Source organism: Mesorhizobium sp. NZP2077, from assembly GCF_013170805.1.
Classification (GTDB): domain Bacteria; phylum Pseudomonadota; class Alphaproteobacteria; order Rhizobiales; family Rhizobiaceae; genus Mesorhizobium.
Window position 1 is genome coordinate 5,610,051 of sequence record NZ_CP051293.1, and the last position, 25,289, is coordinate 5,635,339.

At 62.9% G+C, this 25,289-nt stretch carries 22 protein-coding genes; 16 read left to right on the forward strand and 6 right to left on the reverse strand.

The genetic code is table 11. The features are described 5' to 3' along the window. Window positions 1–11 precede the first annotated feature (11 nt). The 6 genes from HGP13_RS28135 (at window position 12) to HGP13_RS28160 (ending at window position 8,169) form a co-directional block, all read left to right on the forward strand. On the forward strand, window positions 12–1,118 hold the full coding sequence (locus HGP13_RS28135; RefSeq protein ID WP_172231657.1) for a mandelate racemase/muconate lactonizing enzyme family protein: 1,107 nt from the start codon (window positions 12–14) through the stop codon (window positions 1,116–1,118). A gap of 1 nt (window position 1,119) precedes the next feature. Continuing rightward, the gene (locus HGP13_RS28140) at window positions 1,120–2,304 is read left to right on the forward strand and encodes a mandelate racemase/muconate lactonizing enzyme family protein (protein ID WP_172231660.1); all 1,185 of its coding nucleotides are present in this window, start codon (window positions 1,120–1,122) and stop codon (window positions 2,302–2,304) included. Between the two features lie 264 nt (window positions 2,305–2,568). Then, on the forward strand, window positions 2,569–4,233 hold the full coding sequence (locus HGP13_RS28145) for an ABC transporter substrate-binding protein (protein WP_172231663.1): 1,665 nt from the start codon (window positions 2,569–2,571) through the stop codon (window positions 4,231–4,233). Between the two features lie 72 nt (window positions 4,234–4,305). Next, window positions 4,306–5,259, forward strand: a complete 954-nt coding sequence (locus HGP13_RS28150; RefSeq protein WP_281411006.1) for an ABC transporter permease — start codon at window positions 4,306–4,308, stop codon at window positions 5,257–5,259. Then, window positions 5,256–6,134 carry an ABC transporter permease gene (locus HGP13_RS28155; protein WP_172231666.1) on the forward strand — a complete coding sequence of 293 codons (879 nt, stop codon included), beginning with the start codon at window positions 5,256–5,258 and terminating at the stop codon, window positions 6,132–6,134. The genes HGP13_RS28150 and HGP13_RS28155 overlap by 4 nt, the downstream gene beginning before the upstream one ends. Then, window positions 6,127–8,169, forward strand: a complete 2,043-nt coding sequence (locus HGP13_RS28160; protein WP_172231669.1) for an ABC transporter ATP-binding protein — start codon at window positions 6,127–6,129, stop codon at window positions 8,167–8,169. Before HGP13_RS28155 ends, HGP13_RS28160 begins: the two co-directional genes overlap by 8 nt. Window positions 8,170–8,187: 18 nt before the next feature. Here the strand turns inward: HGP13_RS28160 and HGP13_RS28165 are convergent, their stop codons facing one another. Further along, window positions 8,188–9,090 (reverse strand): LysR family transcriptional regulator, encoded by a 903-nt coding sequence (locus HGP13_RS28165; RefSeq protein WP_172231672.1) that lies wholly within the window; start codon window positions 9,088–9,090, stop codon window positions 8,188–8,190. 114 nt (window positions 9,091–9,204) lie between these two features. On the opposite strand from HGP13_RS28165, the gene HGP13_RS28170 reads away from it, so the two are divergent. From HGP13_RS28170 to HGP13_RS28210, 9 genes are all read left to right on the forward strand, one after another. Continuing rightward, entirely contained in the window at window positions 9,205–10,860 is a 1,656-nt protein-coding gene (locus HGP13_RS28170) for an ABC transporter substrate-binding protein (protein WP_172231675.1), read from the forward strand. A 175-nt stretch (window positions 10,861–11,035) separates the two neighbouring features. Next, entirely contained in the window at window positions 11,036–11,905 is an 870-nt protein-coding gene (locus HGP13_RS28175; protein ID WP_172231678.1) for a DUF427 domain-containing protein, read from the forward strand. 97 nt (window positions 11,906–12,002) lie between these two features. Further along, window positions 12,003–12,590, forward strand: coding sequence for a hypothetical protein (locus HGP13_RS28180; protein ID WP_172231681.1), 588 nt, complete (start codon window positions 12,003–12,005; stop codon window positions 12,588–12,590). 59 nt (window positions 12,591–12,649) lie between these two features. Continuing rightward, the gene (locus HGP13_RS28185; RefSeq protein WP_172231684.1) at window positions 12,650–13,414 is read left to right on the forward strand and encodes an SDR family oxidoreductase; all 765 of its coding nucleotides are present in this window, start codon (window positions 12,650–12,652) and stop codon (window positions 13,412–13,414) included. Between the two features lie 236 nt (window positions 13,415–13,650). Further along, window positions 13,651–13,806 carry a hypothetical protein gene (locus tag HGP13_RS28190; RefSeq protein ID WP_172231687.1) on the forward strand — a complete coding sequence of 52 codons (156 nt, stop codon included), beginning with the start codon at window positions 13,651–13,653 and terminating at the stop codon, window positions 13,804–13,806. A 26-nt stretch (window positions 13,807–13,832) separates the two neighbouring features. Then, the gene (locus HGP13_RS28195; protein ID WP_172231690.1) at window positions 13,833–14,807 is read left to right on the forward strand and encodes an ABC transporter substrate-binding protein; all 975 of its coding nucleotides are present in this window, start codon (window positions 13,833–13,835) and stop codon (window positions 14,805–14,807) included. A 77-nt stretch (window positions 14,808–14,884) separates the two neighbouring features. Next, the gene (locus HGP13_RS28200; RefSeq protein ID WP_172231693.1) at window positions 14,885–15,958 is read left to right on the forward strand and encodes a glycine betaine/L-proline ABC transporter ATP-binding protein; all 1,074 of its coding nucleotides are present in this window, start codon (window positions 14,885–14,887) and stop codon (window positions 15,956–15,958) included. Next, complete coding sequence (locus HGP13_RS28205) at window positions 15,955–17,934, forward strand: ABC transporter permease subunit (protein ID WP_172231696.1); 1,980 nt, start codon at window positions 15,955–15,957, stop codon at window positions 17,932–17,934. The genes HGP13_RS28200 and HGP13_RS28205 overlap by 4 nt, the downstream gene beginning before the upstream one ends. A 7-nt stretch (window positions 17,935–17,941) precedes the next feature. Beyond that, window positions 17,942–18,742: a hypothetical protein gene (locus HGP13_RS28210; protein WP_172231699.1), complete on the forward strand. Its 801-nt coding sequence runs from the start codon at window positions 17,942–17,944 to the stop codon at window positions 18,740–18,742. 6 nt (window positions 18,743–18,748) lie between these two features. Here HGP13_RS28210 and HGP13_RS28215 read toward each other — a convergent pair whose 3' ends face one another. Then, window positions 18,749–20,107: an NAD(P)/FAD-dependent oxidoreductase gene (locus tag HGP13_RS28215; RefSeq protein ID WP_172231702.1), complete on the reverse strand. Its 1,359-nt coding sequence runs from the start codon at window positions 20,105–20,107 to the stop codon at window positions 18,749–18,751. Between the two features lie 264 nt (window positions 20,108–20,371). On the opposite strand from HGP13_RS28215, the gene HGP13_RS28220 reads away from it, so the two are divergent. Beyond that, window positions 20,372–21,085: an XRE family transcriptional regulator gene (locus HGP13_RS28220; protein ID WP_172231705.1), complete on the forward strand. Its 714-nt coding sequence runs from the start codon at window positions 20,372–20,374 to the stop codon at window positions 21,083–21,085. Window positions 21,086–21,251: 166 nt separating this feature from the next. Here HGP13_RS28220 and HGP13_RS28225 read toward each other — a convergent pair whose 3' ends face one another. Genes HGP13_RS28225 through HGP13_RS28240 form a run of 4 tightly spaced genes read right to left on the reverse strand, consistent with a single transcriptional unit; the run spans window position 21,252 to window position 25,035 of the window. After that, on the reverse strand, window positions 21,252–22,292 hold the full coding sequence (locus HGP13_RS28225) for a DUF3445 domain-containing protein (RefSeq protein WP_172231708.1): 1,041 nt from the start codon (window positions 22,290–22,292) through the stop codon (window positions 21,252–21,254). Window positions 22,293–22,301: 9 nt separating this feature from the next. Next, window positions 22,302–23,267 (reverse strand): PDR/VanB family oxidoreductase, encoded by a 966-nt coding sequence (locus HGP13_RS28230; RefSeq protein ID WP_172231711.1) that lies wholly within the window; start codon window positions 23,265–23,267, stop codon window positions 22,302–22,304. Continuing rightward, window positions 23,264–23,860, reverse strand: a complete 597-nt coding sequence (locus tag HGP13_RS28235) for a dimethylamine monooxygenase subunit DmmA family protein (protein WP_172231714.1) — start codon at window positions 23,858–23,860, stop codon at window positions 23,264–23,266. The genes HGP13_RS28230 and HGP13_RS28235 overlap by 4 nt, the downstream gene beginning before the upstream one ends. 41 nt (window positions 23,861–23,901) lie before the next feature. Next, window positions 23,902–25,035 carry an aminomethyltransferase family protein gene (locus tag HGP13_RS28240; RefSeq protein ID WP_172231717.1) on the reverse strand — a complete coding sequence of 378 codons (1,134 nt, stop codon included), beginning with the start codon at window positions 25,033–25,035 and terminating at the stop codon, window positions 23,902–23,904. Window positions 25,036–25,289 lie beyond the last annotated feature (254 nt).

A 25,289-nucleotide genomic window follows, 5' to 3' on the forward strand; every position in this document is an offset into this window, starting at 1 on the left:
CGGACAGACACGTGCGGATCGAAACCATCAAGGCCTACCATGTCGTGCAGCCCTTCGTGGACGGGCCCTACCGGATGTCCAAGGGACGCGAAGCCGACGCCTTCGACGCAGTGATCGTCGCCATCACCGCCGACAGCGGCCTCACCGGCTGGGGTGAAATGGCGCCGCTCGGCAATTTCTACTCGGCCGCGTTTCCCGCGGGAACGCGCGCGGGCGTGCCGGAAATCGCGCCGCACCTTATCGGCCACGATCCGCGAGGGCTGGCCAGCATCGGCCGGCTGATGGACACGGTGTTCAAGGGCCATCCCTACATCAAGTCGGCGCTCGACATGGCCTGCTGGGATCTCGCCGCGCGCGCCGCCGACCTGCCGCTGGTGACGCTGCTCGGCGGCAAGGAAAGCGATACGGCCGAGCTCTATAAGGTTGTCACCCATGGCAGCGTCGACGCCATGGCCGCACTGGCCAAGCGCATCGTCAAGGACGGCTTCCACCGGCTGCAGGTCAAGGTCGGCGGCAATGTCCATGACGACATCGAGCGCGTCACCGCGGTCGCCGCCTCGGTACCGAAAGGCACCGTGATCTTCTGCGACGCCAATGCCGGCTGGACGCCCTACCAGGCGCGGCAGTTTGCGGACGCCACGCGCGGCATCGACTATACGTTCGAGCAGCCCTGCACGACGATTGACGAGAACATGTCGGTGCGCCGCATGCTCGACAAGCCGATGGTGCTCGACGAATCCGTCATCTCGCTCGAGGCAATGCTGGAAATCCATCGCCTGGGTGCGGCCGACGGATTGACGCTCAAGATTTCGCGGCTGGGCGGTATCACCAAGACCCGCCTGATCCGCGACGTCGCCGTCGATCTTGGCTTCATGATCACGGTCGAGGACACTGGCGGCGCCGAGATCGACACCGCAGCGATGGCGCATCTGTCGCTGTCGACGCCGGAGGAGCGCCGGCTGCACGCGATTGCCTTCCATGAATGGGTGACGGTGCGCACCGCCTCGAACAAGCCGCCGGTCACTGGCAGCCGCATGGGCATTCCCGACGGGCCGGGCCTCGGCATCGACGTCGTTCCGGACCCGCTCGGCGCGCCGTTCTTCGAGATCGGACGCTGAGATGAAGATCCGCAGCATCAAGGCCACGCCGATCAATCTTCGCCTCGAGGCACCCTATGGCTGGGTGTTCGGCGAGCTCGACGGGTTTTCGCAGACCATTGTCGAGGTCGAGACCGAGGATGGGCCGATCGGCTTGGGCGAAGCGCCGACGCCGGCGGCAGCCGCCATCATCAATGATGTTCTGGCCGAGCGCCTGATCGGCCGCGACGCCTTCGATATCGCCGGCGCAGAGCATGTCTGCCTGCCCTACTGGACCGGCGTGCAGTCGATCAACGACCGCACCCGCATCATGGCTTTCGGCGCCGTCGAAATGGCGTTGTGGGATCTGCGCGGCAAGGCGTGGAACCAACCGCTCTACCAGCTGCTCGGTGGCGCCGTGCGCAAGGACATCCCGTTCACCGACTATTTCTCGCTGCGCGGCGATGGACCCAAGGTGAAGGGCGAGACGACGCCGGAAGAAGTCGCCGATTATTGCGTCGAACTGCACGAGACGCATGGCACGACCTTCTTCGAAGGCAAATTCTCGACGCAAGACCCGAAAGTCTCGCTGAGAATGGTCGAGCTGATCCGCGAAAAGCTCGGCGACGAGGCGATGATCCGCATCGATTCCAACCAGGCCTATTCGCTCAGCACCGCGCGGCGGCTGGCGCGGCCGCTCGAAGAACTCGGCGTGCGCAACTGGGAGGATCCGGTGGCAACGATCGAAGAGATGCGCCAGTTGCGGCAGCATTGCTCGATCCCGTTCTCAACCCACAACATCGACATTGCGCGCGCCATGGACCTCAAGGTTCCGGACGCCTTCGTCGGCAACCCGACAGCGCATGGCGGCATCGGCCGCATGCTGCGCTTCGTCGGCGCCTGCGAGCACGCCGGCGTCGATTTCTGGTGCTACAGCGGCGACAGCGGCATCGGCAGCGCGGCCTATCTGCATCTGTGCGCGGCGCTCGGCTGGATCCGGGAGCCGAACCAGTCGCTGTTTCGCATGCAGCCCATGGATATCACCGAAGAAGGGCCGTTTTCGCCTGGGAACAATGTCGTGCGCGTGCCCGAGGGACCCGGTCTCGGCGTCACCTTGTCGCGGAAAAACCTCGCGGCCTGCCATCGCGATTTCGTCGAGAACGGCCCGTGCAACAAATATCACGACCCGGCGAAGCCCGGCACATATCGCCGCCTGCCGCTCAACTAGGGAAACGAGAAGGGAAGGAGACTTATTCAAGAGCAAGAGTCCACTGCTGCGATTGGATCGCAACGACAGGGCCTGACGGTGGAAGCATTGCCTCAAGAAAATCTGACCCCTGCGCCGCAAGGATCGGATGGACCAGACAAAGCCGCATGCTACAGTCCCGGTCGAACTCACGTCGTTGATGGCCGGGGCAAGGAGAACTCCACGGAATTTCGTCAACCGGAAGTGCATTCTCAGCCATAAGAAATAGGGGAAAGGGTTAAACCCATGAGCAAGAACTATCGCATTCTCGACCTGATCCGGCGCAGCCGCTCGCCGCTCGAAAATCACCTCATCGACGGTCTCGTCGACGGCCGTGTCAGCCGCCGTGATTTCATTCGCCACGGCAGCCTGCTCGGCCTGTCGCTGCCGCTTCTGGGCGGTATCACCACGGCGGCCGGCCTCAGTGGCATGCCGTCGCTCGCCCGCGCCGCGGGCGCCGCCGGCGCCACCATCCGCGTTGCCAGCAGCGTGCCGGCAGCAGCCATCGACCCGGTCACCATTGCCGATGCCGGCGGCCTCGTCGTGCTGCAGCAGGTTGCCGAATTCCTCTGCGTCGACGGCCCAGATCTCGTGCTGAAGCCGGCTCTGGCGGAAAGCTGGAAGCCGAACGATACCGGCACTGTGTGGACCTTCAAGCTGCGCAAGGGCGTGAAATTCCACTCCGGCGGCGAGATGAAGGCCGACGACGTGGTGGCCAGCATCGACCGCCTTGCCGACCCGGCAAACTCGTCCAACGCGCTGTCGGTGTTCACCGGCATCCTGCAGAAGGGCGCCACCAAGAAGGTCGACGACTACACGGTGGAATTCCATCTCGACGCGCCGAACGGCAATTTCCCCTACATGGTATCGTCGGACAACTACAACGCCGTGATCATCCCGGCGAGCTACAAGGGCGACTACGAGACCAGCTTCGACGGCACCGGCCCGTTCAAGATCGAAAAATACACGGCCAAGGTAGGCGCCTCTTTCGTCCGCAACGACAACTATTGGGGCGAGAAGGCGCTGCCCGATCGCAGCGAGTTCACCTTCTTCACCGATGTGCAGCCGATGATCCTGGCGCTGCAGGGCGGACAGGTCGACATCATCAACCAGATGCCGGTGCTGGCCGGCGTTGCACTGCTCAGTGATCCGAGCGTCGACATCATCAGCCTGAAGTCGGTCGCGCACCAGCAACTGCATCTGCGCTGCGATTCCGATCCGTTCAAGGACCCGCGCGTGCGCCGCGCCATCGCGCTCAGCCTCGATCGCGACAAACTCGTCGCCGGCCTGATGAAAGGCCGCGCTTCGCCTGGCAACGACAGCCCGTTCGCGCCTGCCTATCCGTCGACCGATACAAGCGTGCCGCAGCGCAAGCAGGATATCGCGCAGGCCAAGCAACTGATGGAAGCGGCCGGCGCCGGCAAGGGTTTCAAGGTGACGCTGACCACCGAGCGCTACCTGGAAATTCCCGAATACGCCCAGCTCATCCAGAACTGGGTCAAGGAGATCGGCATCGAGCTCGAGCTCAACATCCTTGACCAGGGCGGCTACTACGGCGATGCGGTGTTCGGCAAATCGAACTGGCTGGATTCGGTGATGGGCATTACCGACTATGGTCACCGCGGCGTGCCGAACGTGTTCCTTGCAGCACCCCTGAAGAGCGACGGCACCTGGAACGCCGCGCATTTCAAGAACAAGGACTACGACACGCTGGCGAACAGCTACATCGCCGCGCTCGACCTTGAGGCGCAGAAGGCCACAGCAGGCAAAATCCAGAACCTGCTGCTCGAGGAAACGCCTGTCATCTTCGGCTATTTCTACGACTACCTGACGGCGACAGCGAAGGGCGTGGCCGGCGTGCAGCCGACCGCCATGTCGCAGCTGTTCCTCGAAAAGGCAACGAAGGCCTAAAGCGAAAAGGGAAAGCCAATCCTGTAACAGCCAGCTCCCGCATGGGGGCTGGCTCCACAAGGAGTCTTAGCCATTCTCTCCTTCTTTGCACGGCGCATTTCCCTGTCGCTCGTGACGCTGTTCCTGCTCAGCATCATGGTGTTCCTGGGCGGCCAGGTGCTGCCCGGCAATGTCGGGCGAGCGATCCTGGGGCCGTTTGCCGACCAGCGCGCGGTAGATGCACTCAATCACACTCTCGGCGTCGATCGCCCGCTGCTCACCCAATATGCGACCTGGATCTGGAACTTCGTCCGGGGCGACATGGGCACGTCCTACATCTTCCGCTCGCCGGTGGCGCCGTTCGTCATCGATGCCTTGGGCAATTCGATGAAGCTGGCCGCCGTCGCCTTCGTGCTGGTGGTGCCGATCGGCATCCTCGGCGGTGTCGTGGCCGCACTCAATCTCAACCGCCCGCTCGACCGCATCATCAGCCTTGGCGGCCTGTCGGTGACGGTGTTGCCGGAGTTCGTCACCGGCATCATCCTGATCCTTATCTTCGGTGTGTGGCTGCGCTGGCTGCCGATCTCGGCGGCCTGGCCGAAGGATGCCGGCTTCTTCACCCAGCTCTATTACCTGATCCTACCGTCACTGCCGCTGTTCCTGGTCCTGTTCGGCTATATCGCGCGCATGGCGCGCTCCGGCATGATCGAGGCGCTCGATTCCGACTATACGCGAACGGCGGTGCTCAAAGGCCTGCCCTGGCGCACCGTGATCTGGCGCCATGTGCTGCGCAACGCGCTGCTGCCGACCATCACCGTCATCGCTACGCAAACCGGCTATCTCATCGGCGGCTTGGTGGTGATTGAGACGCTGTTTCGCTACCAGGGCATCGGCTCGCTGATCTTCACCGCCGCGCGCGGCAAGGATTTCCCGATGCTGGAATCGGGCATCCTCACCATCGGCATCGTCTATGCCGTGGCGACATTGATCGCCGACTTCCTCTATTCCGTGCTTAATCCGCGCATCCGGCTGGGGTCAGACCAATGAGCGCCGTCCAGACCACCTCTCCCCCACAAGACGACACGCGCCGGCGCAGCCCCATGGCGGAGGTCTTGTTCTCGCTGCTGCGCTCGCGAACCTTCCTCGTCGGCCTCGTCATCGTACTGTTCTGGGTCGCCTGCGCACTGTTCGGCGAACATTTTGCGCCCTATGACCCGCTTGCCGACGACATCATCAACGCGCTGGCGCCGCCCTCGCGCGAGCACTGGTTCGGCACCGACCAGATCGGCCGCGACGTCTTCTCGCGCGTCATCGTCGGCTCGCGCGATATCCTCACTGTCGCCCCGCTGGCGACCTTGCTGGCGACGGTGGCCGGCACCGCACTTGGCCTGCTCACCGGCTATTTCCGCGGCATCGTCGACGATGTCGTCAGCCGCATCCTCGAAGCTTTCATGGCGATCCCGGTCGTCATCGTGGCGCTGCTCGCCATCGTCGCGCTTGGCACCTCCAAGACCACCGTCATCGTCGTCATTGGCCTGAGCTTCGCGCCGATCATTGCCCGCACCGTGCGCTCGGCGGTGCTGGCCGAACGCGAACTCGACTATGTCGCCGCCGCCCAGCTGAGGCACGAGAGTGCGCTGCATACGATGTTCGTCGAAATCCTGCCCAACGTCATCCCGCCGATCCTGGTCGAGACCACCGTGCGGCTGGGATACGCCATCTTCGCGGTCGCCACGCTGTCCTTCATGGGTTTTGGCATCCAGCCGCCATCACCCGACTGGGGGCTGTCGATCTCCAGCAATTACGGCATGATCGGCGGCGGCTTCTGGTGGACGGTGCTGTTCGACGCACTCGCCATCGCCTCGCTGGTGATCGGCGTCAACCTGGCGGCCGACGGCGTCCATGGAGCGCTCAATGACTAACTCAGCAAAGGCTGAAAACGCCCTCGAGCTGCACGATCTGTCGGTCGCCTATCGGGTGGCCGGGCGCAACCGCGCCGTGCTGCGCAATCTCAGCCTTAACATCAGCCAAGGCGAGGCCTACGGGCTGGTCGGCGAGTCCGGCTGCGGCAAATCCACCGTGGCACTCACCGTCGTGCGCTATCTGCCGAGGAACGGCTCGATATCGGGCGGCGCCATCTCGCTCGACGGCCAGGACGTCATGAAGCTCGATGCCGAGGCCTTGCGGCGCGCGCGAGCCGAAAGTGTCTCGATGGTCTATCAGGATCCCGGCAAGGCGCTGAACCCGTCGATCCGCATCGGACGCCAGCTGACCGAGATCTTTGAACTTGCCGGCGTCACGGGCAAGGCGGCTGAGGATCGCGCCATTGCCATGCTCAACCGCGTGCGCATCTCCGATCCGCCAAGCGTCATGCAGCGCTACCCGCACCAGCTCTCCGGCGGCATGCAGCAGCGCGTGGCGATCGCCATGGCGCTGGCCAATGATCCCTCGATGCTGATCCTCGACGAGCCGACGACCGGGCTGGATGCGACCGTCGAAGCGGAGGTGCTCGACCTCATCGCACAGCTGCGGCAAGAGCTGTCGGCCTCGATCCTGTTCATCAGCCACAACCTCGCCGTCGTCTCCAACATGTGCGACCGGGTCGGCGTGCTCTATGCCGGCATGCTGGTGGAAGAAGGGCCGACCGACGTCGTCTTCAACGATCCGCGCCATCCCTACACGGTTGCCCTGCTGCGCTGCCTGCCGCGCGGTGGCCAGCGCAAGGACCAGGGCCGGCTCGACACCATTCCGGGTTTCCTGCCGGGTATTGGCGCTGACATCAAGGGCTGTGCCTTCGCCGACCGCTGCGCGCTCGCCGACGATCGCTGCCGCACCGAATTGCCGCCGCTCTATGATCTGAGCGACGAGCGCGGAAAACGCTTGTCGCGTTGCTTCCATCACGACAAGGCGCAGGCCCTGCCGCGCGCCACACCCAGCGATGTTGCGCCTGCGCCAAAGGCGGAAGCGGCACCGGTGCTGCGTGTCGCCGGGCTGAACAAGACCTATGCCAGCCATGGCCATCCCTTGCGCGCGGTCAAGGATGTCTCGCTTGATCTGCGGCCCGGCGAAACACTGGGGCTGGTCGGCGAATCCGGCAGCGGCAAGACCACCTTCGCCAGGCTGCTGCTCGGCCTTGTGCCGCCCGATGAGGGCGGCACCATCGAGCTCGAGGGCAAGCCGCTGGCGGCAAAGCTGGAGAACCGTGGCGACGATCAGGTCAAGGCGATGCAGATCGTCTTCCAGAACCCGGACTCAGCCCTCAACCGCTCGCATTCGATCCGCCACATCCTCGGCCGCGCCTTGAAGCGGCTGGCCGGTCTGTCCGGCAAGGCGCAGGAGGCGCGCCTCGACGATCTCGTCCACTCGGTGCGCCTCACCGATCGGCATCTGGCCGTCAAGCCGCGCCAGCTGTCAGGCGGGCTGAAGCAGCGCGTCGCCATTGCGCGTGCCTTCGCCGGCGATCCGCGCATCGTCGTCTGCGACGAGCCGACCTCCGCGCTCGACGTCTCCGTCCAGGCGGCTATCCTCAACCTGCTTGCCGACCTGCAGTCCAAGGAGGATGTCAGCTACATCTTCATCTCGCACGACCTTGGCGTGGTGCGTTACCTCTCCGACAAGATCGCCGTGCTCTATCTCGGCCGCATCATGGAGATCGGGCCATCGGAGGAGGTCTTCTCCGGTCCGCATCATCCCTATACCGAAGCGCTGCTGTCGGCCGTGCCCAAGCTCGACCAGACCGAAACCGCGCGCATCCGGCTCGACGGTGAAATCCCCAGCGCCACCAACCCGCCATCAGGCTGCGTCTTCCACACACGCTGCCCGCGCAAGATCGGCCCGATCTGCGAGCAGCAGGAGCCGCCGCTGGCAGAAGCACAGCCCGGACATTCGATCCGCTGCCATATCCCCTATGCGGAACTGGCGAGGCTGCAGAAACCCGCCGTGATCGAGGCGGCATAGCAGGGCATCGCTGGCCGGCTACCTCAGGCCGGCCATGCCCAGGGAACGGTCGCCTTCCGAAAAACCCTGATCGCTGGTCCAGCCCTTGGCCAGCGAGCGCAAGCCCGTCAGCGCGACGTCGAGCACATCCGACGAGACGGGGTTAGAGGGATAGGCGAGATAGATCGGCCGCTGGAACATTGGCGCATTGTCGATACGCCGCATCTCGCCGCGCTCGATATGACCACTGACGGCACTGAGCGGCAGATATGCCGCGGCTTGCTGCGACAGCACATGCTGCAACCCGATGAAGACCAGCCCGGCGGAAATGGCCGGCTTGACCATGCCGCCAACGGCGCGGTCATGCTCGATGCGGAATTCGAGCCCCCAGTCCATCAGGATGTAGTTGTCGGTCCACGGCTTCGTCTGCGCCGCGTGCTGGACCAGCACCACCTGATCGACGGCCAATGTCTCATAGACGATGCCGGGATGCGGGCGCGGCAGATAGAGGATGCAGATATCGAGCAAGCCTTCGGCCAGATGATCGATCGCCAGGTCCGGAAAACTGCCCTCGAGCCTTAGCGCCACGTTTGGCCGTTTTGCACGCATCCATTCGACCCATGGCGAGGTGATCAGGTCCCAGAGATAGGCTGGAGCGGTCAGCCGCAGCAGTGTTTCATAGCCATCGGGAACGGCGATATCCTGCCTCGATTGCTCCCAAGTGCGGGTGATGGAGGAGGCGTGCGGCAGGAACTGCCGGCCAGCCGGCGTCAGTGTGACGCCGTCGCGGTCGCGCACGAAAAGCCGGCGTCCCAATTGCTCCTCCAGCCCCCTGATCCGCGCACTGACGGTGGATTGCGCAAGGTTGAGCCGGCTGGCCGCGACAGTGAAGCTGCCATGTTCGGCAACCTCCAAGAAGCTACGCAGGTTTTCAGTATCCATACTCATCCCTTGCATCGAAAATTTCGATGACCCTTATCAAAAAATATCGCTTTCCGGTCGCAGTCAACAATGACCTAAATGGCCGCCCCCCAAGGGCAAGCGAGGAATGCAGCCATGCCAAGGCCTCTCATGACGATCGATGCTGCTCGCAAAAACCTGACGGCAATCGAAAATTCCGCTGTCGACGAATTACTGGCCGGCCGGCTCGACCGCCGCGATTTCGTGCGCCATGGCAGCGTTCTCGGCCTTTCCTTGCCGTTCCTGGGCAGCCTTGTCGCCGCTGCCGGCCTCGGCACGCAGAAGGCCCGCGCCGAAGGCAAGCCGGGCGGCACGGTGCGCGCCGGCGTTGCCACGCCCGGTGGCGCCATCGATCCCGTCACCTACTATGACAGCGGCAGCTACCAGCTGGTTTTCCAGACCGCCGAATTCCTCTGCATCACGCAGCCGGACCTCACCTTGAAGCCCGTGCTGGCGGAAAGCTGGTCGCCGAACGCGGACGGTAGTGTCTGGACCTTCAAGCTGCGCAAAGGCGTGAAATTCCACAATGGCGAGGACTTCAAGGCCGACGACGTGGTAGCGACCTTCGATCGGCTGGCCGATCCGAACGGCGCCTCGAATGCGCTTTCGGTGTTCAAGGGCCTGCTGTCGAAGGGCGGCACGCAGAAGGTCGACGACCACACAGTCGCCTTCCATCTCGATGCGCCGAACGGCAGTTTTCCCTATTCGGTGTCGATCGACAATTACAACGCCGTCATCCTGCCGGCGAGCTACAAGGGCGACTATGAAAAGACCTTTGAAGGCACGGGCCCGTTCCGGCTGGAGAGCTATACGCCGAAGGTCGGCGCCACCTTCATCCGCAACCCAGACTATTGGGGCGAGAAGGCGCTGCCCGACCGGCTCGAGTTCAAATTCTACGGCGACGTGCAGCCACGCATCCTGGCATTGCAGGCGGGCGAGGTCGACATCCTCGACGCGGTGCCGCTCGATGTCAGCCAGGTGGTGCTGAACAGCCCCGACATCACGGTGCTGCGCGTCGCCTCGACCGCGCACCGCCAGTTGCACATGCGCTGCGACACTGGTCCGTTCACCGACAAGCGCGTGCGCCAGGCGCTGGCGCTCAGCATCGACCGCTCCAAGCTGGTCGACGGCCTCTGCCGCGGCATGGCGGCGACCGGCAATGACAGCCCGTTCGCACCAGCCTTCCCCGCCACCGACAAGTCTGTGCCGCAGCGCGTCCAGGACATCGCCAAGGCCAAGCAGCTTCTCGAGGCAGCCGGCCTCGCCAACGGCTTCGACATCACGCTGACGACGCTGCGCTATTCCGATATTCCAGGCTACGCGCAGCTGTTCCAGAATTTCGCCAAGGAGATCGGTGCGCGCATCTCGCTCAACATCGAGGACCAGGACAAATATTACGGCAAGGCGGTGTTTGGCCAGTCGGACTGGCTGGACAGCCCGTTGGGGATCACCGACTACGCCCACCGCAGCGTGCCCAATGTGTTCCTGAAGAGCCCGCTGGTCGGCGACGGCCCGTGGAATGCGGCGCATTTCAAGAACCCTGCCTATGACGACACGGTCACCTCCTACCTCAAGGCACTCGACATCGGCGCACAGCGCGCGGCGGCCTCCGATATCCAGAAGCTGCTGCTCGACGAGACACCTGTGATTTTCAGCTACTTCCCCGATCTGCTGGTGCCGGTGCGCAAGAATGTCAGCGGCCTGCCGCCGATCGCCGCCGGGCTGCTGCTCGATCGCGTGTCGCTGGGATAGAGGCTGGATTGGACAATTCCGCTTTTCGGGCGGTGAGGCTATTCGCTGGCAGGGCTGTGAATAGCGATGGGGGGCCATCGCTCGAGCCGCTCGCTGCAAGGGAAACCCGCCGCCCGGAAACCCTCTCCGGCACCACAATTCAATCCAGGTTCATCTCGCTGTGCGCCAACGCTCGATGACAAAAGAAAAGAAACGGGAGACTACCATTCGCAAGCCTCATTTGCGCGGCCGCGGGCCGCATTTCCCCTTGCTCGACACCATCGTGCAGTACGAGTTCGAGCCCGGCTATGTCGCCTTCACCATGCCGATGCAGAAGCGGCTGCGCGTGCAGGTGGGATCGATGATCGTCGCCGACACGACCAAGGCGCTGGTGCTCTACGAGAGCGACCATCTGCCGGTCTACTACTTCCCGATCAGCGACGTGCGCGAGGAATTCCTGCTGCCCAGCACGACGACGACCGAGAGCCCGTTCAAGGGCGTCGCCACGCATTATTCGCTGAACACCGGCATCACGCTGGTCGAGGATGCCGCCTGGCGCTACGTCGATCCGGTCAAGGGATCGCCTGACCTGTCGGACTATATGTCCTTCTATTGGCCCAAGATGACGCATTGGTTTGAGGAGGACGAAGAAATCTTCGTCCACGCCCGCGATCCGTTCCGCCGGGTCGACTGCCTGCCCTCCTCGCGGCGGGTCCAGGTCATCCTCGACGGCGAGCAGGTTGCCGATTCACGCCGTGGCGTGTTCCTGTTCGAGACCGGCCATCCGGTGCGCCACTATCTGCCGATCGCCGACACGCGGCTCGATATGTTCGCGCCCAGCCGCTACATCTCGCGCTGTCCCTACAAGGGCATCTCCAGCTACTATCACGTGACCACGCCCAAGAAGCGCCACGAGAACCTCGTCTGGTATTATCCAGAGCCGGTGCATGAGGCCGAGCGGATCAAGGGCCTGGTCTGCTTTCACCACGAACGGGTCGACAAGATCCTGGTCGACGGTGTGGAGATCCCGAAGGAATTCACGGCCGCGTCCAGCGGCTACTTCTGAGCTGCACCAACTGACTGGGTTCGAAGTCATCCAGAGTTTCGAGTTCTCGTTCGCCCGGGCCAGTGCTAGGCTGAGATTTCGCTGCGGACGATTGCTCATGAAGACGGCACTTCATCTTGCGGGCCTGCCCTGGCTCGTCGCCCTGGCCGCTTTGCCGGTGCCGGCATTTGCCGAAAACGGTCCGGCTTTCGAACTCAAGCTCGACATCGACCAGGACAGCAAGATGGACCGGGCCCTAGTTCTGCAGGAGCCCGGCGAGCCGCCCGACCTGTATATTTACCTGGCGGTCGGCGAGGAGAAGTTCGATCCCTCGCGTCGGCCCGATTTCGTTAGGAAAGGGCTGACCGAAGACCGGGTCATCGACCTTGAAAGCAAGGGCAAGGGATCGCTGACGGTGACGTCCTGCTTCGGCTGCGGCGCCAGCAAGTCGACAGAAGACACGCTGACAATCGTCTATCGCCGGGGCCAATTCCTGGTCGGTGGCTACAGCCGCAGCTGGGAATGGAACCAACAGACATCGGATGGCGTCGAGACGACGGTTGGTGGCTGCGACATCAACTATCTCACCGGCAAGGGCACTGTCTCCAAGGGCCTCGAGGACGGCGAGCCGATCAAGGGCAAGTTCAGGCCAGTGCCGCTCAAGGACTGGTCTTCGGACAAGCGCCCCAAGGCTTGCGATTTCTGAAGAGGTTGATCGAACTGCCATGCAGCGCATACCCTCCCCTGAATCAGGGAGGGCTATCGATGGATCTTTTCAAGCTGGACGGCGATGTCGCGCTGGTCACCGGCGCCGGCAGCGGCATCGGCCAGGCAATCGCGATCGGACTGGCGGAGGCAGGGGCCGACGTCGCCTGTTTCGGCCATGCATCGAAGGGCGGGCTTGAAGAGACCGCGCACCGGATCACGGCACTTGGCCGCAAGGCGCTGGTGTTGACCGGCACAGTGACGTCTGAGAGCGATCTCGCGGCGGCAATCGATCGCGTCGAGGCTGAACTTGGTGCGCTGACCATCGCCGTCAACAATGCCGGCATTGCCGGTTCGGAACCGGCCGAGACGATGTCGCTGGAGACATGGCAGAGGGTGCACGAGGTCAATGTCGCCGGCGTGTTCCTGTCCTGCCAGGCCGAAGCCCGCAAAATGCTGGCGCGGCGCAAAGGCTCGATCATCAACATCGCCTCGATGTCAGGCACCATCATCAATCGCGGGTTGACGCAGGCGCATTACAATTCCTCGAAAGCCGCCGTCATCCACATGTCGAAGAGCCTCGCCATGGAGTGGGCGGACCGGGGCTTACGCGTCAATGTCGTCAGCCCGGGCTATACGCTGACGCCGATGAACAGGCGGCCCGAGGTGGCGGAAGAGATCAAGATCTTCAAGCGCGACACGCCGATGGGACGCATGGCGGCGCCGGAGGAGATGGTCGGGCCGACGGTGTTCCTGGCCGGCCGCGCGTCGAGCTTCGTCACCGGCCTCGACCTGATCGTCGATGGCGGCTACGTCTGCTGGTAGGACCGCATCTCGCAGACTTCGCCTGCGGTCTGAATTTGTGCAGCCGCGAAGCGTTAGTCGTTGCGTGAGATGAACGTTGGTATATATAATTTCATCCCATGAAACGGCTTGGCGAGAGGGGCTTGCCAGGCCAACAGCCGAGATCATGGGACCTTGATGGCTCGCACCTTGCAGGGCGCCGCAAGACTGGCAATTGATCCGCGGATGATCGCTCCCGTAGCGATGCATCGGCAGTCATGACGCTGACCCTCCCGGCATACTCCATCATCACCGAAATTCAGCATCATTTCGCCTGCCCCGCCTTTAGCCGCGACGTGGCGGCAACGGCCTTGCGCAACGACCAGTCTTTCCAACACAATGAGAAAAAGACGCAAGAAGGGAACGAACAATAACCGCCACAGCTTGAAGGAGAACAAGCATGTCATTTCGGAGCAGAATTTCGAAACTATCGATGGGCGCCGTCGCGCTCGCGACACTAAGCCTGCTGACGCCTTCCGCCCACGCCGCCGCACCGGAATCCAACGACCCGATCAAGATCGCGCTGTTCGACTGGACCAGCGTCAACCTCAACGCCAAGATCCTCGGCGGCATCCTGGAAAAGCTCGGCTACACCGTCGAATATCCGACCGCCGACTACCTCTCCAGCCTCACCACCGGCCTTACCAATGGCGACCTCGATGTCGGCCTGGAATTCTGGGACACGACCGCCGGCGAAGCCATGAAGGCGTCCGATGCCACCGGCCAGACCGAACGGCTCGGCAAGCTCGGACCGAAGGCCAAGGAAGAATGGTGGTTTCCCGAATATATGAAGGAGAAATGCCCGACCTTGCCGGACTGGCATGCCTTACTCGACGCCACTTGCGCCGCTTCGTTCTCGACGGCGGAGACGGCGCCGAAGGGGCGCTATCTCGGCGGCCCGGTGACCTGGGAAGGCTTTGACGACGAGCGCGTCGCGGCGCTGAAACTGCCCTTCACCGTGATCCATGCCGGCACCGACGCGGCGATGTTCGCCGAACTCGACTCGGCCTATCAGCGCAAGGCGCCGATCATGCTGTGGATCTATTCGCCGCATTGGGCGCCGGCCAAGTACAAGGGCGAATGGGTGCAATTCCCCGAATACACGCCCGAATGCTACAACGACCCGAAATGGGGCGTGAACCCGGACGCCAAATATGACTGCGGCAAGCCGCATGGCGAAATCTGGAAATACTCCTGGAACGGCATGAAGGACAAATGGCCGGTCGCCTACAAGGTGGCCAAGGCCTTCACGATCGACACCGACGAGCTCAACAAGATGAGCGGCGAGATCGACCTTGACGGCAAGAAGCCGGAAGATGTCGCCGCCGCCTGGATTGCCGCCCACGAGGCAGACTGGAAAGCCTGGGCGCAGTGACCGTTCCGACTGGAAACGCGAGACCCGGCCGCTGATCGGTCGGGGCTCAAATCTTGATGTTCCAGAAGGACGATTGGATGACGGACGGGACTGAACGGGGGTCGGCGCAACCGGGCACGGACGAACGCCCGGTAAAGCTTGCCTGCCGCAATGTGTGGAAGCTGTTCGGAGCGAACGCGGTCAATTTCATCCGCGAGCGCGACGGCAAGGCCAGCATGGCCGATGTCACCGCTGCCGGGCTGGTCGGGGCGGTGCGCGCCGTCGACCTCGAAATCCGCCAGGGCGAGATTTTCATCATCATGGGCCTCTCCGGCTCCGGCAAGTCGACGCTGGTGCGCTGCATGTCGAGGCTGGTCGAGCCGAGCCACGGCAAGGTCGAGTTCGAAGGCAAGGATCTGCTCAAGATCTCAGATGCGGCACTGATCGAACTCAGGCGCCATCGCATGGGCATGGTGTTCCAGAATTTCGCGCTCCTGCCGCATCTCAATGTGCTGGACAACATCGCCTTTCCGCTCAGCATCCAGGGGCAGGACCGGCCGACACGCGAAGCGCGCGCCCGTGAGGTCATCGAACTCGTCGGCCTGCGCGGCCGCGAGCACTTCTATCCGCGCGAGCTATCCGGCGGCCAGCAGCAGCGCGTCGGCATTGCCCGCAGCCTTGCGACAAAACCGGAAATCTGGTTCCTTGATGAGCCGTTCTCCGCCCTCGACCCGCTGATCCGCCGCGAGATGCAGGACGAGTTGATGCGGCTGCAGACCATGCTGCATAAGACCATCGTCTTCATCACCCATGATTTCGACGAAGCCATCCGACTGGCAGACCGCATCGCCATCATGAAGGACGGCGAGGTCATCCAGATCGGCACGCCGGAGGAACTGGTGGTCAATCCGGCGACCGACTATGTCGCCGAGTTCACCCGCGACGTCGACCGCGCCAAGGTGATTTCGGCGCGCAGCCTGATGCGCGCCTGCGATGGCGCCGAGCATGGCGGCACGGTTTCGCCGGAGGCCAAGATCGCCAGTTTCTCAGCCAGCATCGTCTCCGCCGGCAAGCCTTTCGCGGTGGTCAACGGCACCGGCAAGCCGATCGGCGAAGTCACGCCGCAAGCGGTGATCGACCTGCTGGCCGGCATCGAGAGAGCTGCCGTATGACGGTAACGGCAAGCGCCAGCGAGGCGAGGCCACCGCTTCAGCGCTGGCTGCTTGTCTGGGTACTCGCCCTTGCCGCGGTGCTCGTGCTGTTCCTGCTGCAGGGCAGTGTGCCCTGGGCAGTCAACTATCCCGCCGAAGCGGTCGTGCCGGTCGCCGACTGGGTCAGCGCGCTGATGCGCTGGATCAAGTCGAACCTGTCATGGCTGACGCGTTCGATCACCGCGGTGCTCGGCATCCCGCTCGACTTCGCGCTCAATCTCTTGGCCAAGAGCTTCAAATTCGGCCATGGCGCCGACACGGTCGTCTTGCCGCGCCTGTCCTGGGTCGGGGTGTGTGCTGCCGCCTTCCTCGCCGGCCATGCCGTGGGCGGTCGCAAACTCAGCCTGCTGGTCGGCGGCTGCTTCCTCTACATCGCGCTGTTCGGGCAATGGACCAGCGCCATGCTGACGCTGGCGCTGATTTCCATCGCCGTGCCGTTCTGCATCGTCACGGGCCTATTGGCCGGCATCTGGGCGTGGCGCAAGCCATGGGCGGGAAGGCTCATCGTCTCCCCTGCCCTAGACCTGATGCAGACGATCCCGACCTTCGCCTACCTCATCCCGATGCTACTCCTGTTCGGCAACAGTCCGGTCTCGGCGATGATCGCCACCGCCATCTTCGCCACGCCGCCGATGGTGCGGGCGACGATGCTTGGCCTCTCCCGCGTGCCGCTGGAGATCGGCGACTTCAGCGACATGGCCGGCTGCACTTCGCGGCAGAAACTGTGGCGGGTGCTCTTGCCCTCGGCGCGGCCGACGCTGATGGTCGGCGTCAACCAGGTGATCATGCTGGCGCTCAACATGGTGATCATCGCCTCGATGATCGGCGCCGGCGGGCTCGGCTATGACGTGCTTCTGGCGCTGCGCGCGCTGAAGGTCGGCGAAGCCATGGAGGCCGGTCTCGCCATCGTGGCGCTGGCGATCGCGCTCGACCGGCTGAGCCAGGCCATCGCGCACAAGCAGGCGAAGGGCCATGTCCATCAGGAATCGAGCCCGACTCTCTGGCGGCGCTATCCCAATCTGAGACTGGCCATCGCGATCCTTGCCGTTACCACGCTGCTCGGCCTGTTCGTGCCGGCCTTCGCCGCGGTACCGAAGGCGATCACCTTCACCACCGCGCCGCTGTGGAAGGCAGCGGTGAACTGGGTGACGATCAATTTCTTCGACGTCATCGAAGCGTTTCGCGTGGCGCTGATCCTCAATGTGCTCAACCCGGTGCGTGCCTTCTGCGAAGGCTTTCCGTGGCTAGGCGCGGTGTTCCTGCTCGGCCTTGCCGGCTATCAGCTCTCGGGCCTGCGTCTGGCAGCCCTGGTCGCCGCACTGACCGCCTTCTGCGCTATCACCGGGCTCTGGGAAAAGACCATGGCGACGGTCTATCTCTGCGGCATCTCGGCCTTCATTGCCTGCCTGATCGGCATCCCGATCGGACTGATGGCCGCGCGCAGCGATCGCTTCGAGAAGATCGTGACGCCCATCATCGACACGCTGCAGGTGCTGCCGTCCTTCTGCTTCATCATCCCGGTGGTGATGCTGTTCAGAGTCGGCGACGTTACCGCGATGATCGCCACAGTCGCCTTCGCCGTGGTGCCGGCGATCCGCTACACCAATCACGGCATAAGACAGGTGTCACCGGCGCTGACCGAGGCGGCGAAAGTTTCGGGCTGCACGCCGCGCCAGACATTCTTTCGCGTGCAACTGCCGCTGGCGCTGCCGGAGATCATGCTCGGCGTCAACCAGACGATCCTGATGGCGCTGGCGATGATCATCATCTGCGCCATGGTCGGCACGCGCGATCTCGGCCAGGAGGTGTTTATCGCACTGTCCAAAGCCGATTCCGGCCGCGGCATTGTCGCCGGTCTGGCAATAGCCTTCATCGGCATCGTCGCCGACCGGCTGTTCAACGCCTGGACGGCAAAGGCAAGAGCGAGGCTGGGATAGAAGCCGAATGGCCGAGCCGGATGAGCCGCCCTTTACCGTTCTCGTCTACGACATGGCCAGGACCGGCGAACCGGATGGCGAGCATATGGTTCGCGGATTTGAGACGCTGGATGCGGCAACATCCTACGCCATCGCGCGGGTTCGCGCCTCGGTGGAGGAACTGCGCAAGCCCGGCATCGCTGCCGAGGCGCTACAGAAGCTCTGGCACATTTATGGCGAGGATTGCTCGGTGCTGAACGCCAATGTGCGCGGCAGCGATCTTCTCGACGATTTTATCGCGACGCCAGCGACTGAAGCCGAGTGCAACTGGCGGATGCTGGCGCCAAGGCTGCGGCGCTTCCGCGCCTCGCTGCTCATCTCCAACGAGAAGAACGAGTCGGTCTGGGCCGGCGGCTTCTTTCGTTCAACCTACAAATTGGCACGGGATGGCCTGCTCGAGCGCTTTCGCGACGACGCCATTGCCGCCTTCAAAGCCAAGAACATCGAGCCGGCGGAGCCGACGAAGCTCATGGTCGCCAGCTATTTCGAGCTTCCCGACCCGCCCTACCCGCCGCCAGGCGTGGCGCTGCGGTCCTGGAAGGTCGAGGTCGACTTCGTCTGCCACGATGTGAAGTTCGGCGGCGACGCCGCCGGCGTCTTCGCCTGGCCGCAAGAGCCGACCGACTGGGCGCTCAGAACCATGCAGTTCCTGCTGATGGCCGACATGATGGCAATGCGCGGCGATGGCCCGGACTGGGCCAACGACTGCGACATTCTCTCCGTCAAGGTGACCGAGACGGACGCGGCTGCCGACTATCCACTGGATTGAGGTCGCCTACTCCGCCGCGACGCCCTTCACTTCGAGATAGCTCTCCATAGAATCATCCAGCGCCTGCAGCCACGGCGTATGGTGCAGCGGCGCCATGGTGCCGGTCATCAGCGAGCGGTAGGCGTGATCGCGGAAGCTCATAATGTCTTCGGCCTTGTGGTGTTCCCACTCCATGAAGGTCTGGTTGACCGCCTCGACGTCGAAGCCGGGATAGTCGGTCTGGTCCATCAGTTCCTTGGTGTAGTCGCCCTGGAACCAGATCATCTGTTCGGCGTCTTCCAGCGTTTCTTCGCGAGCACGCCATTTGGCGCCGTGCTCGGCCATCGCCTTGGCCGACGGCAGCTTGATGCGGCCCATGATGACGTCGCGCGCGAACCAGGCCTGCGCGTCGAACATGTTGAAGGTGTAGAACTGGTCCTGCATGCCGATATAGGACAGTTTTGGATTCTTCTCCCAGACGACGCCCTCATAGAGGTCCAGCGGCCACATGCGGTTGGCGGTCTTGAGCTTGAGGTCGTCGGTGAGAAAGGGGAAGGAATGGAGATAACCGGTGCACAGGATGATGGCGTCGACATCCTTGGTCGAGCCGTCCTTGAAGTGCGCGGTCTTGCCGACGACCTTCTGCAGCAGCGGCACCTCTTTCCAATTGTCAGGCCATTTGAAGCCCATCGGCTTCGAGCGGTAGCTGGAGGTGATCGACTTGGCGCCGTATTTGTAGCATTGCGAGCCGATGTCCTCGGCCGAATAGGAACGGCCGATGATCAGGATATCCTTGCCCTTGAACTCCATCGCATCGCGGAAGTCATGGCTGTGCAGGATGCGGCCGTTGAAGGTCGAAAAACCTTCGAAATAGGGGACGTTGGGCACCGAAAAATGCCCCGAAGCGACGACGACATTGTCGAACTCTTCCGAATAGGTGACGTCGTTGCTGCGGTCATGCGCTGTGACGGTGAATTTCTTCGTTTCGTCCGAGAACGTCACCATGCGCACCGGGCTGTTGAAGCGCACCCATTTGCGCAGCCCTGATTTCTCGACACGGCCCTTGATGTAATCCCACAGCACGGCGCGCGGCGGATAGGAGCCGATCGGCCGGCCGAAATGTTCCTCGAACGTGTAGTCGGCGAATTCCAGGCATTCCTTCGGTCCGTTGGACCAGAGGTAGCGATACATCGAGCCGTGCACGGGATCGCCATGCTCGTCGAGGCCGGTGCGCCAGGTGTAGTTCCACAGGCCGCCCCAGTCCGACTGCTTTTCGAAACAGACGATTTCGGGAATGTCAGCGCCCTTGTCGGCAGCCGATTTGAAGGCCCTGAGCTGTGCCAGGCCGGACGGTCCGGCGCCGATGACGGCAACGCGAGTTTTCATTTCCAGGGCCTCCTCTTTTTTGATTTCCCCAGCGAAACAAATTTCACTGACAGTGACACTAATTGGCGCTTCGGTGCTGTCAACAGACATCTGCGGGAACGGCGTTTGCGCGCAACGGATTCCTGGCGAAAAAAGATTCGCGCGCAGAAATCATGGGATCGGCTCGTGCGACACAAGACGGCTTGCCGACACCGCCGCGCTGCTGTATCGCCACCTCTAATGTTCACCGTGAGTGAAATAAATCCGCGACGTCCGGGGGGCGACATGGCGAAAGACAGTTCCAAGGCCGGGCTTGCAGGCGCCAAGCCAAAGCCGTTGCCAAAGGTCTCGGCGGACGGCAAGACCATCCGAGCACCGCTGACGCAGAACCCGCACGCCATCCGCGACACGCGCGAGAAAGTGCTGGAGGTGGCGATCGGCCGCGAGGTGCGGGCGTTCCGCAAGAAGCTCGGCATCACCGTGGCCGATCTGGCGGTCGCCACCGACATTTCGCTGGGCATGCTGTCGAAGATCGAGAACGGCATCACCTCGCCGTCGCTGACCACGCTGCAGGCACTGTCGCGGGCGCTTGGCGTTCCCGTCACCGCCTTCTTCCGCCGTTTCGAGGAGGAGCGAAGTGCCGTCTTCGTCAAGGCCGGCGAAGGGCTGGATGTCGAGCGCCGCGGCACGCGCGCCGGCCACCAGTACAATCTGCTCGGCCATATCGGCTCCAACACCAGCGGTGTGGTCGTCGAACCCTATCTGATCACGCTGACCGAGGATTCTGACGTGTTCCCGACCTTCCAGCATGAGGGCATGGAGTTCCTCTACATGTTGGAAGGCGAAGTCGTTTACCGGCACGGCAGCAACCTCTATCCGATGAAGCCAGGCGACAGCCTGTTCTTCGACGCCGATGCACCGCACGGACCGGAGCAGCTGACGAAACTGCCGATGCGGTATTTGTCGATCATCTGCTATCCGCAGAACAGCGCGGGTTAGGCGGGCCGCCGCGGGCCCCTCACCCGGATTGCCGAGACCGAATTGCGAAAAGCAATTCGGTGCAATCCGACCTCTCTCCGAGGGGAGAGGAGGCTAGCGCCGGCATTGACGATCCTCTTCTCCCCTCGGGGAGAAGGTGGCCCGAAGGGCCGGATGAGGGAGCCTTTCAATCCGGCCCAAACCCCGGCGATGTCGCACTCCCGTCATCCAGCTTCGACAGCCATTCGACCAGCGTCGGCCTATACCGGGTCAGGCCCTTGTAGTTGGCAAGCTCGTCGGGCAGGTCGCGGATCACTCGGTGCAGACGCCGCGCCCATTTCGGCTGCGTCACCAGTTCGTCCATCTTGATCAGGTAGCAGCGGATCGGAAAGACGATGCCGTTGGAGCGCGGCAGCCGCCAGAAACTTTGCAACTCGACGCGCAGATGTACCTTGTCGCCGACATTCTCCGGCGTCACCGTGGTGCGGTCCGGTCCCCATTTGTGGTAATTTTCCGGGCTGGTGTCGAGGCGTGGATTGATGGTCATCGTCCAGTTGAGGCGCCTTGCCGGCTTGCCTTGCTGGATGTTGGTGAGGAACTTCAGCGCCCTGGTGAAAATGCCCTTCTCATGCGCCAGCGGCACCGGCGCGTGCCACTCGAAGAAGTTCATGCCGATGTCGAAATCGAGCGACCAGTCGGCCTGCGTGGTGACCATGCCGGCATCCATCCACAGATTGCCGTCGCGCTGGTCGAGGATGCAGAAATCGCCCTGGCTCTGGCGGGTGATGTATTCCATCGGTCCGTAAGGCAGCGTCGAGGTGTCGCCGAAGGTGAAGGTGTCGTCGATGCCGAGCGGCCGGTTGATCCAGCGCCAGCGGTCGCCATCGCGGGTCAGCGTGAAATGTTCGGGATAGCCGAGCGCCTGCTGTTCCATCAAAAGCTCGAGCAAATCCCAGCCGGCCAGCGTCATATGCGGCAGCGACTGGCAGCGCAGCGGGTCCTCGGCCAGCACCAAAGCGCGATCCTGCATCTCGGCGACATAGTGTTCGTCGACGTCGATCAGGTTCTCCAGCACGCTGCCCTTGGGGCCAACGACATGCGGCTCGATGTTGACCGCATACATGTAGCTGTCTTCGTGGAACGGGAACGGGAACCGCCTGATATGCTCCGGGCTGTTCTTGAAGGTGAAATCGTCGCGGAACGTTTCCTTGCGAAAGGTGATGCCCATGATTTCCTCCTACCGCTCCAGCACCAGCGACCGGCCCTCGAAGCGCGAGACGCACGGCATGATCTTGCAGCCGGAGCGATGGTCTTCCTCGCTCAGCCAGTGGTCGTTGTGGATGAATTTGCCATCGTAAGAGATGACGTTGGTCTCGCACTGACCGCAGACGCCGCCGCGGCAGAGATAGGGCGGATCGACGCCGGCCGCCTCGATCGCCTCGAGCAGGCTCTGCTGCTCGTCGACGCGGATCGTCTTGCCGGTGACGGCCAGCGTCACGTCGAAAGGCAGGCCGGGCTGGGGTGCTGCGAAATGCTCGAAATGCACGGCTTCCGAAGGCCAACCCAAGCTTGCTGCGCGGTCGCGTACCCAGTTGATCATGCCGGCCGGGCCGCAGACATAGAGATGCGTGCCGAGCGGCTGTGTCGACAGCAGACGGTCGAGATCGATGCGCTCCTCGCGGTCGTCATGGTAGAGCCTGATGCGGCGGTCATAACGCTCGCGCAGCACATCGGCATAGGTGCCGAGCGAAGCGGTGCGGCAGGTGTAGTGCAGTTCGAAATTTCCGCCCTCCCCCGCCAGTTGCGCGGTCTGCGCCATGAACGGCGTGATGCCGATGCCGCCGGCCAGCATCAGATGTTTTTTCGCCCTGAGGTCGAGCGAGAACAGGTTGACGGGATAGCTGATCACCATCTCCAGGCCCGGCTTGACGGACCGATGCATGAACAGCGAGCCACCGCGGCCGACATCGTCGCGCCGCACCGAGATCGTGTATTCGCGCGTGTCGAGCGGCGAGCCCATCAGCGAATAGGGATTGAGCCTTGTGCGGTCGCCATCGCGCATCTCGACCACGACATGGGCGCCGCCGGAAAAGGTCGGCAAGAGATCGCCATCGCGCCGGCGGAAATGGAAGCGGGTGACCAGCTCGTTGACCGGAACGACATCACTGACCACGACATCGAGCTTGGTGGTGCCGGTGCTCATGGGAAGGCCTCCTCCATTGGAGGAATTTCCGAGCGATCCTCGGCATTGATGCACACTCCCTGGAAAGCGGCGAGGCGCCTGGAATAATGATCGCGGACCAGAAGCAGCAGGCCGCAATGCGCGCAGGTGGCCGGTTGCGTCGTGACGTTTTCGGTGATGCCCTTGCAATGCACGCATTGCATGCGCCGCGCCAGCGAGCCGCGATGCTCTGTCTGCATCGAGGTGTGGTCGATGCCGGCCTCAAGCGCCACTTGCATGGCCTGGCCGATCAGCCCTTCGGTGCCGCCGAGGTAGAGGCGCAGGCCCATATGGGCGTTGGTCAGCGTCTGCTTCAGCCGCGGCAGCAGGCTGGCGAAGGACGGCGCCTGATGGAACTGCGCCGGCTTCAGCGCTTCGAGCTCAGCGACGTGCTTGCCGTCGGGACCTGCGATAAAGACGATTTCGGCGCCTTCGAAAAACCCGGCCGGCGCTCTTGCGGCCATGTCTGAAATAGCGAGCGCACCTTCGGCATCGGCGATGAAAAGATGGTGTTTGCCGGGCTGCGGAGAGAGCGTTCCGTAGACCGGCCGGCTGATGATGCTTTTTGCTGCCATTTAAGTCTTCGTGCCTCGAACCCCTCGCTGTTGATGATGCCTCAACCCTTGGCAGTGCGCTTGGTCTTTTTGGGATCATCGAACGGCAAGGGCTGCGCCGTCGCCTTGATCGATCCGCTTTTGTTGTGGATTTCGAGCTTGGTGTCCTTGATCGCGCAGTCGACGTCCAAGCGGGCAATGCCCATCGATTTCTTGACCAGCGGCGAATACATGGCACAGGTCACCACGCCGACCTTTTTGCCATCGCGATAGATCGGCGCGCCTTCGTCAGCCGGCTCCTTGCCGTCCAGCAACACACCATAGATCTTGAAGCGCTCCTTGCCCTTCAGGCGATAGTGCTCCTCGGCGCCGCGGAAGCCGGTCTTGCCGGGGCTGACGGTGAAGTCGAGGCCGAGCTCCCACAGCGTGTCGCCGGGGCCTTCGTTCTCGAACGGATATTTTTGGGAATTGTCGTAGGGGTAGAACAGCAGATAGCTTTCGACGCGCAGCATGTCGAGCGTGGTGAAGCGGCATGGGATGATGCCGGCGCTCTTGCCCTCGTCCAGAATCCTGTCCCAGACCATGCCGGCATCCTGGCCGCGGCAGAAAATCTCATAGCCTCGCTCGCCGGTGTAGCCGGTGCGCGAGATCATCACCGGGAAACCGAACAGTTGCGTCTGCATGTGGTGGAAATAATTGAGGTCGCGGATGCCCGGCACGTGCTTGGCGAGATAGTCGACCGATGTCGGCCCCTGCAGCGACAGGTCGTGCAGATTGTCGTCGAAGCGCAGCGAGACATCGCGGCCCATCGCGGCGCGCTGCAATTCCTCATGGCCGGTGCCCGAACCGTGCACCACCATCCAGCTGTTCGGACCAGTGCGGTAGAGAATGCAGTCGTCGGTGAATTTTCCCGCTTCGTTCAGCATGCAGGCATAGGCCGACTTGCCGGGATAAATCTTTTCGACGTCGCGCGTGGTGGCGAGGTCGATGAGATGCGAGGCATGCGGGCCTGTGATGTGGACCTTCTTCAAGCCCGACACATCCATCAGCCCGGCCTTGGTGCGGATGGCGATGTACTCTTCGTCGGCGTCCTTGTCGTAGGTCCAGGCGGTTCCCATACCGCTCCAGTCTTCGAGCTTCGAACCCAGCGCGCGATGGCGATCCGCCAGGGTCGAAAATCTCCAGGATGCCGTCATCCGCTCGTCCTCCGTTCAAAAATCCATTGTTCCCTGCTCCTTGGCTCGAAGGCCGGAGCTTTGGCTTGAATATTGATCGCAAACGGAAGAGGGCCGCAATCCCCTGAAAGCAAATAATTTCATTGTCAGGCAAAATCGGCTGCCCCAAGCAAACGGTTAACTCAACGTAAATTCGCCTTGACAATTGCCGGAAACGGTCTGAATTTATGAAAAAAATTTCACTCTCTTGAAAGAGAGCGGCGCGCGGCAGATTC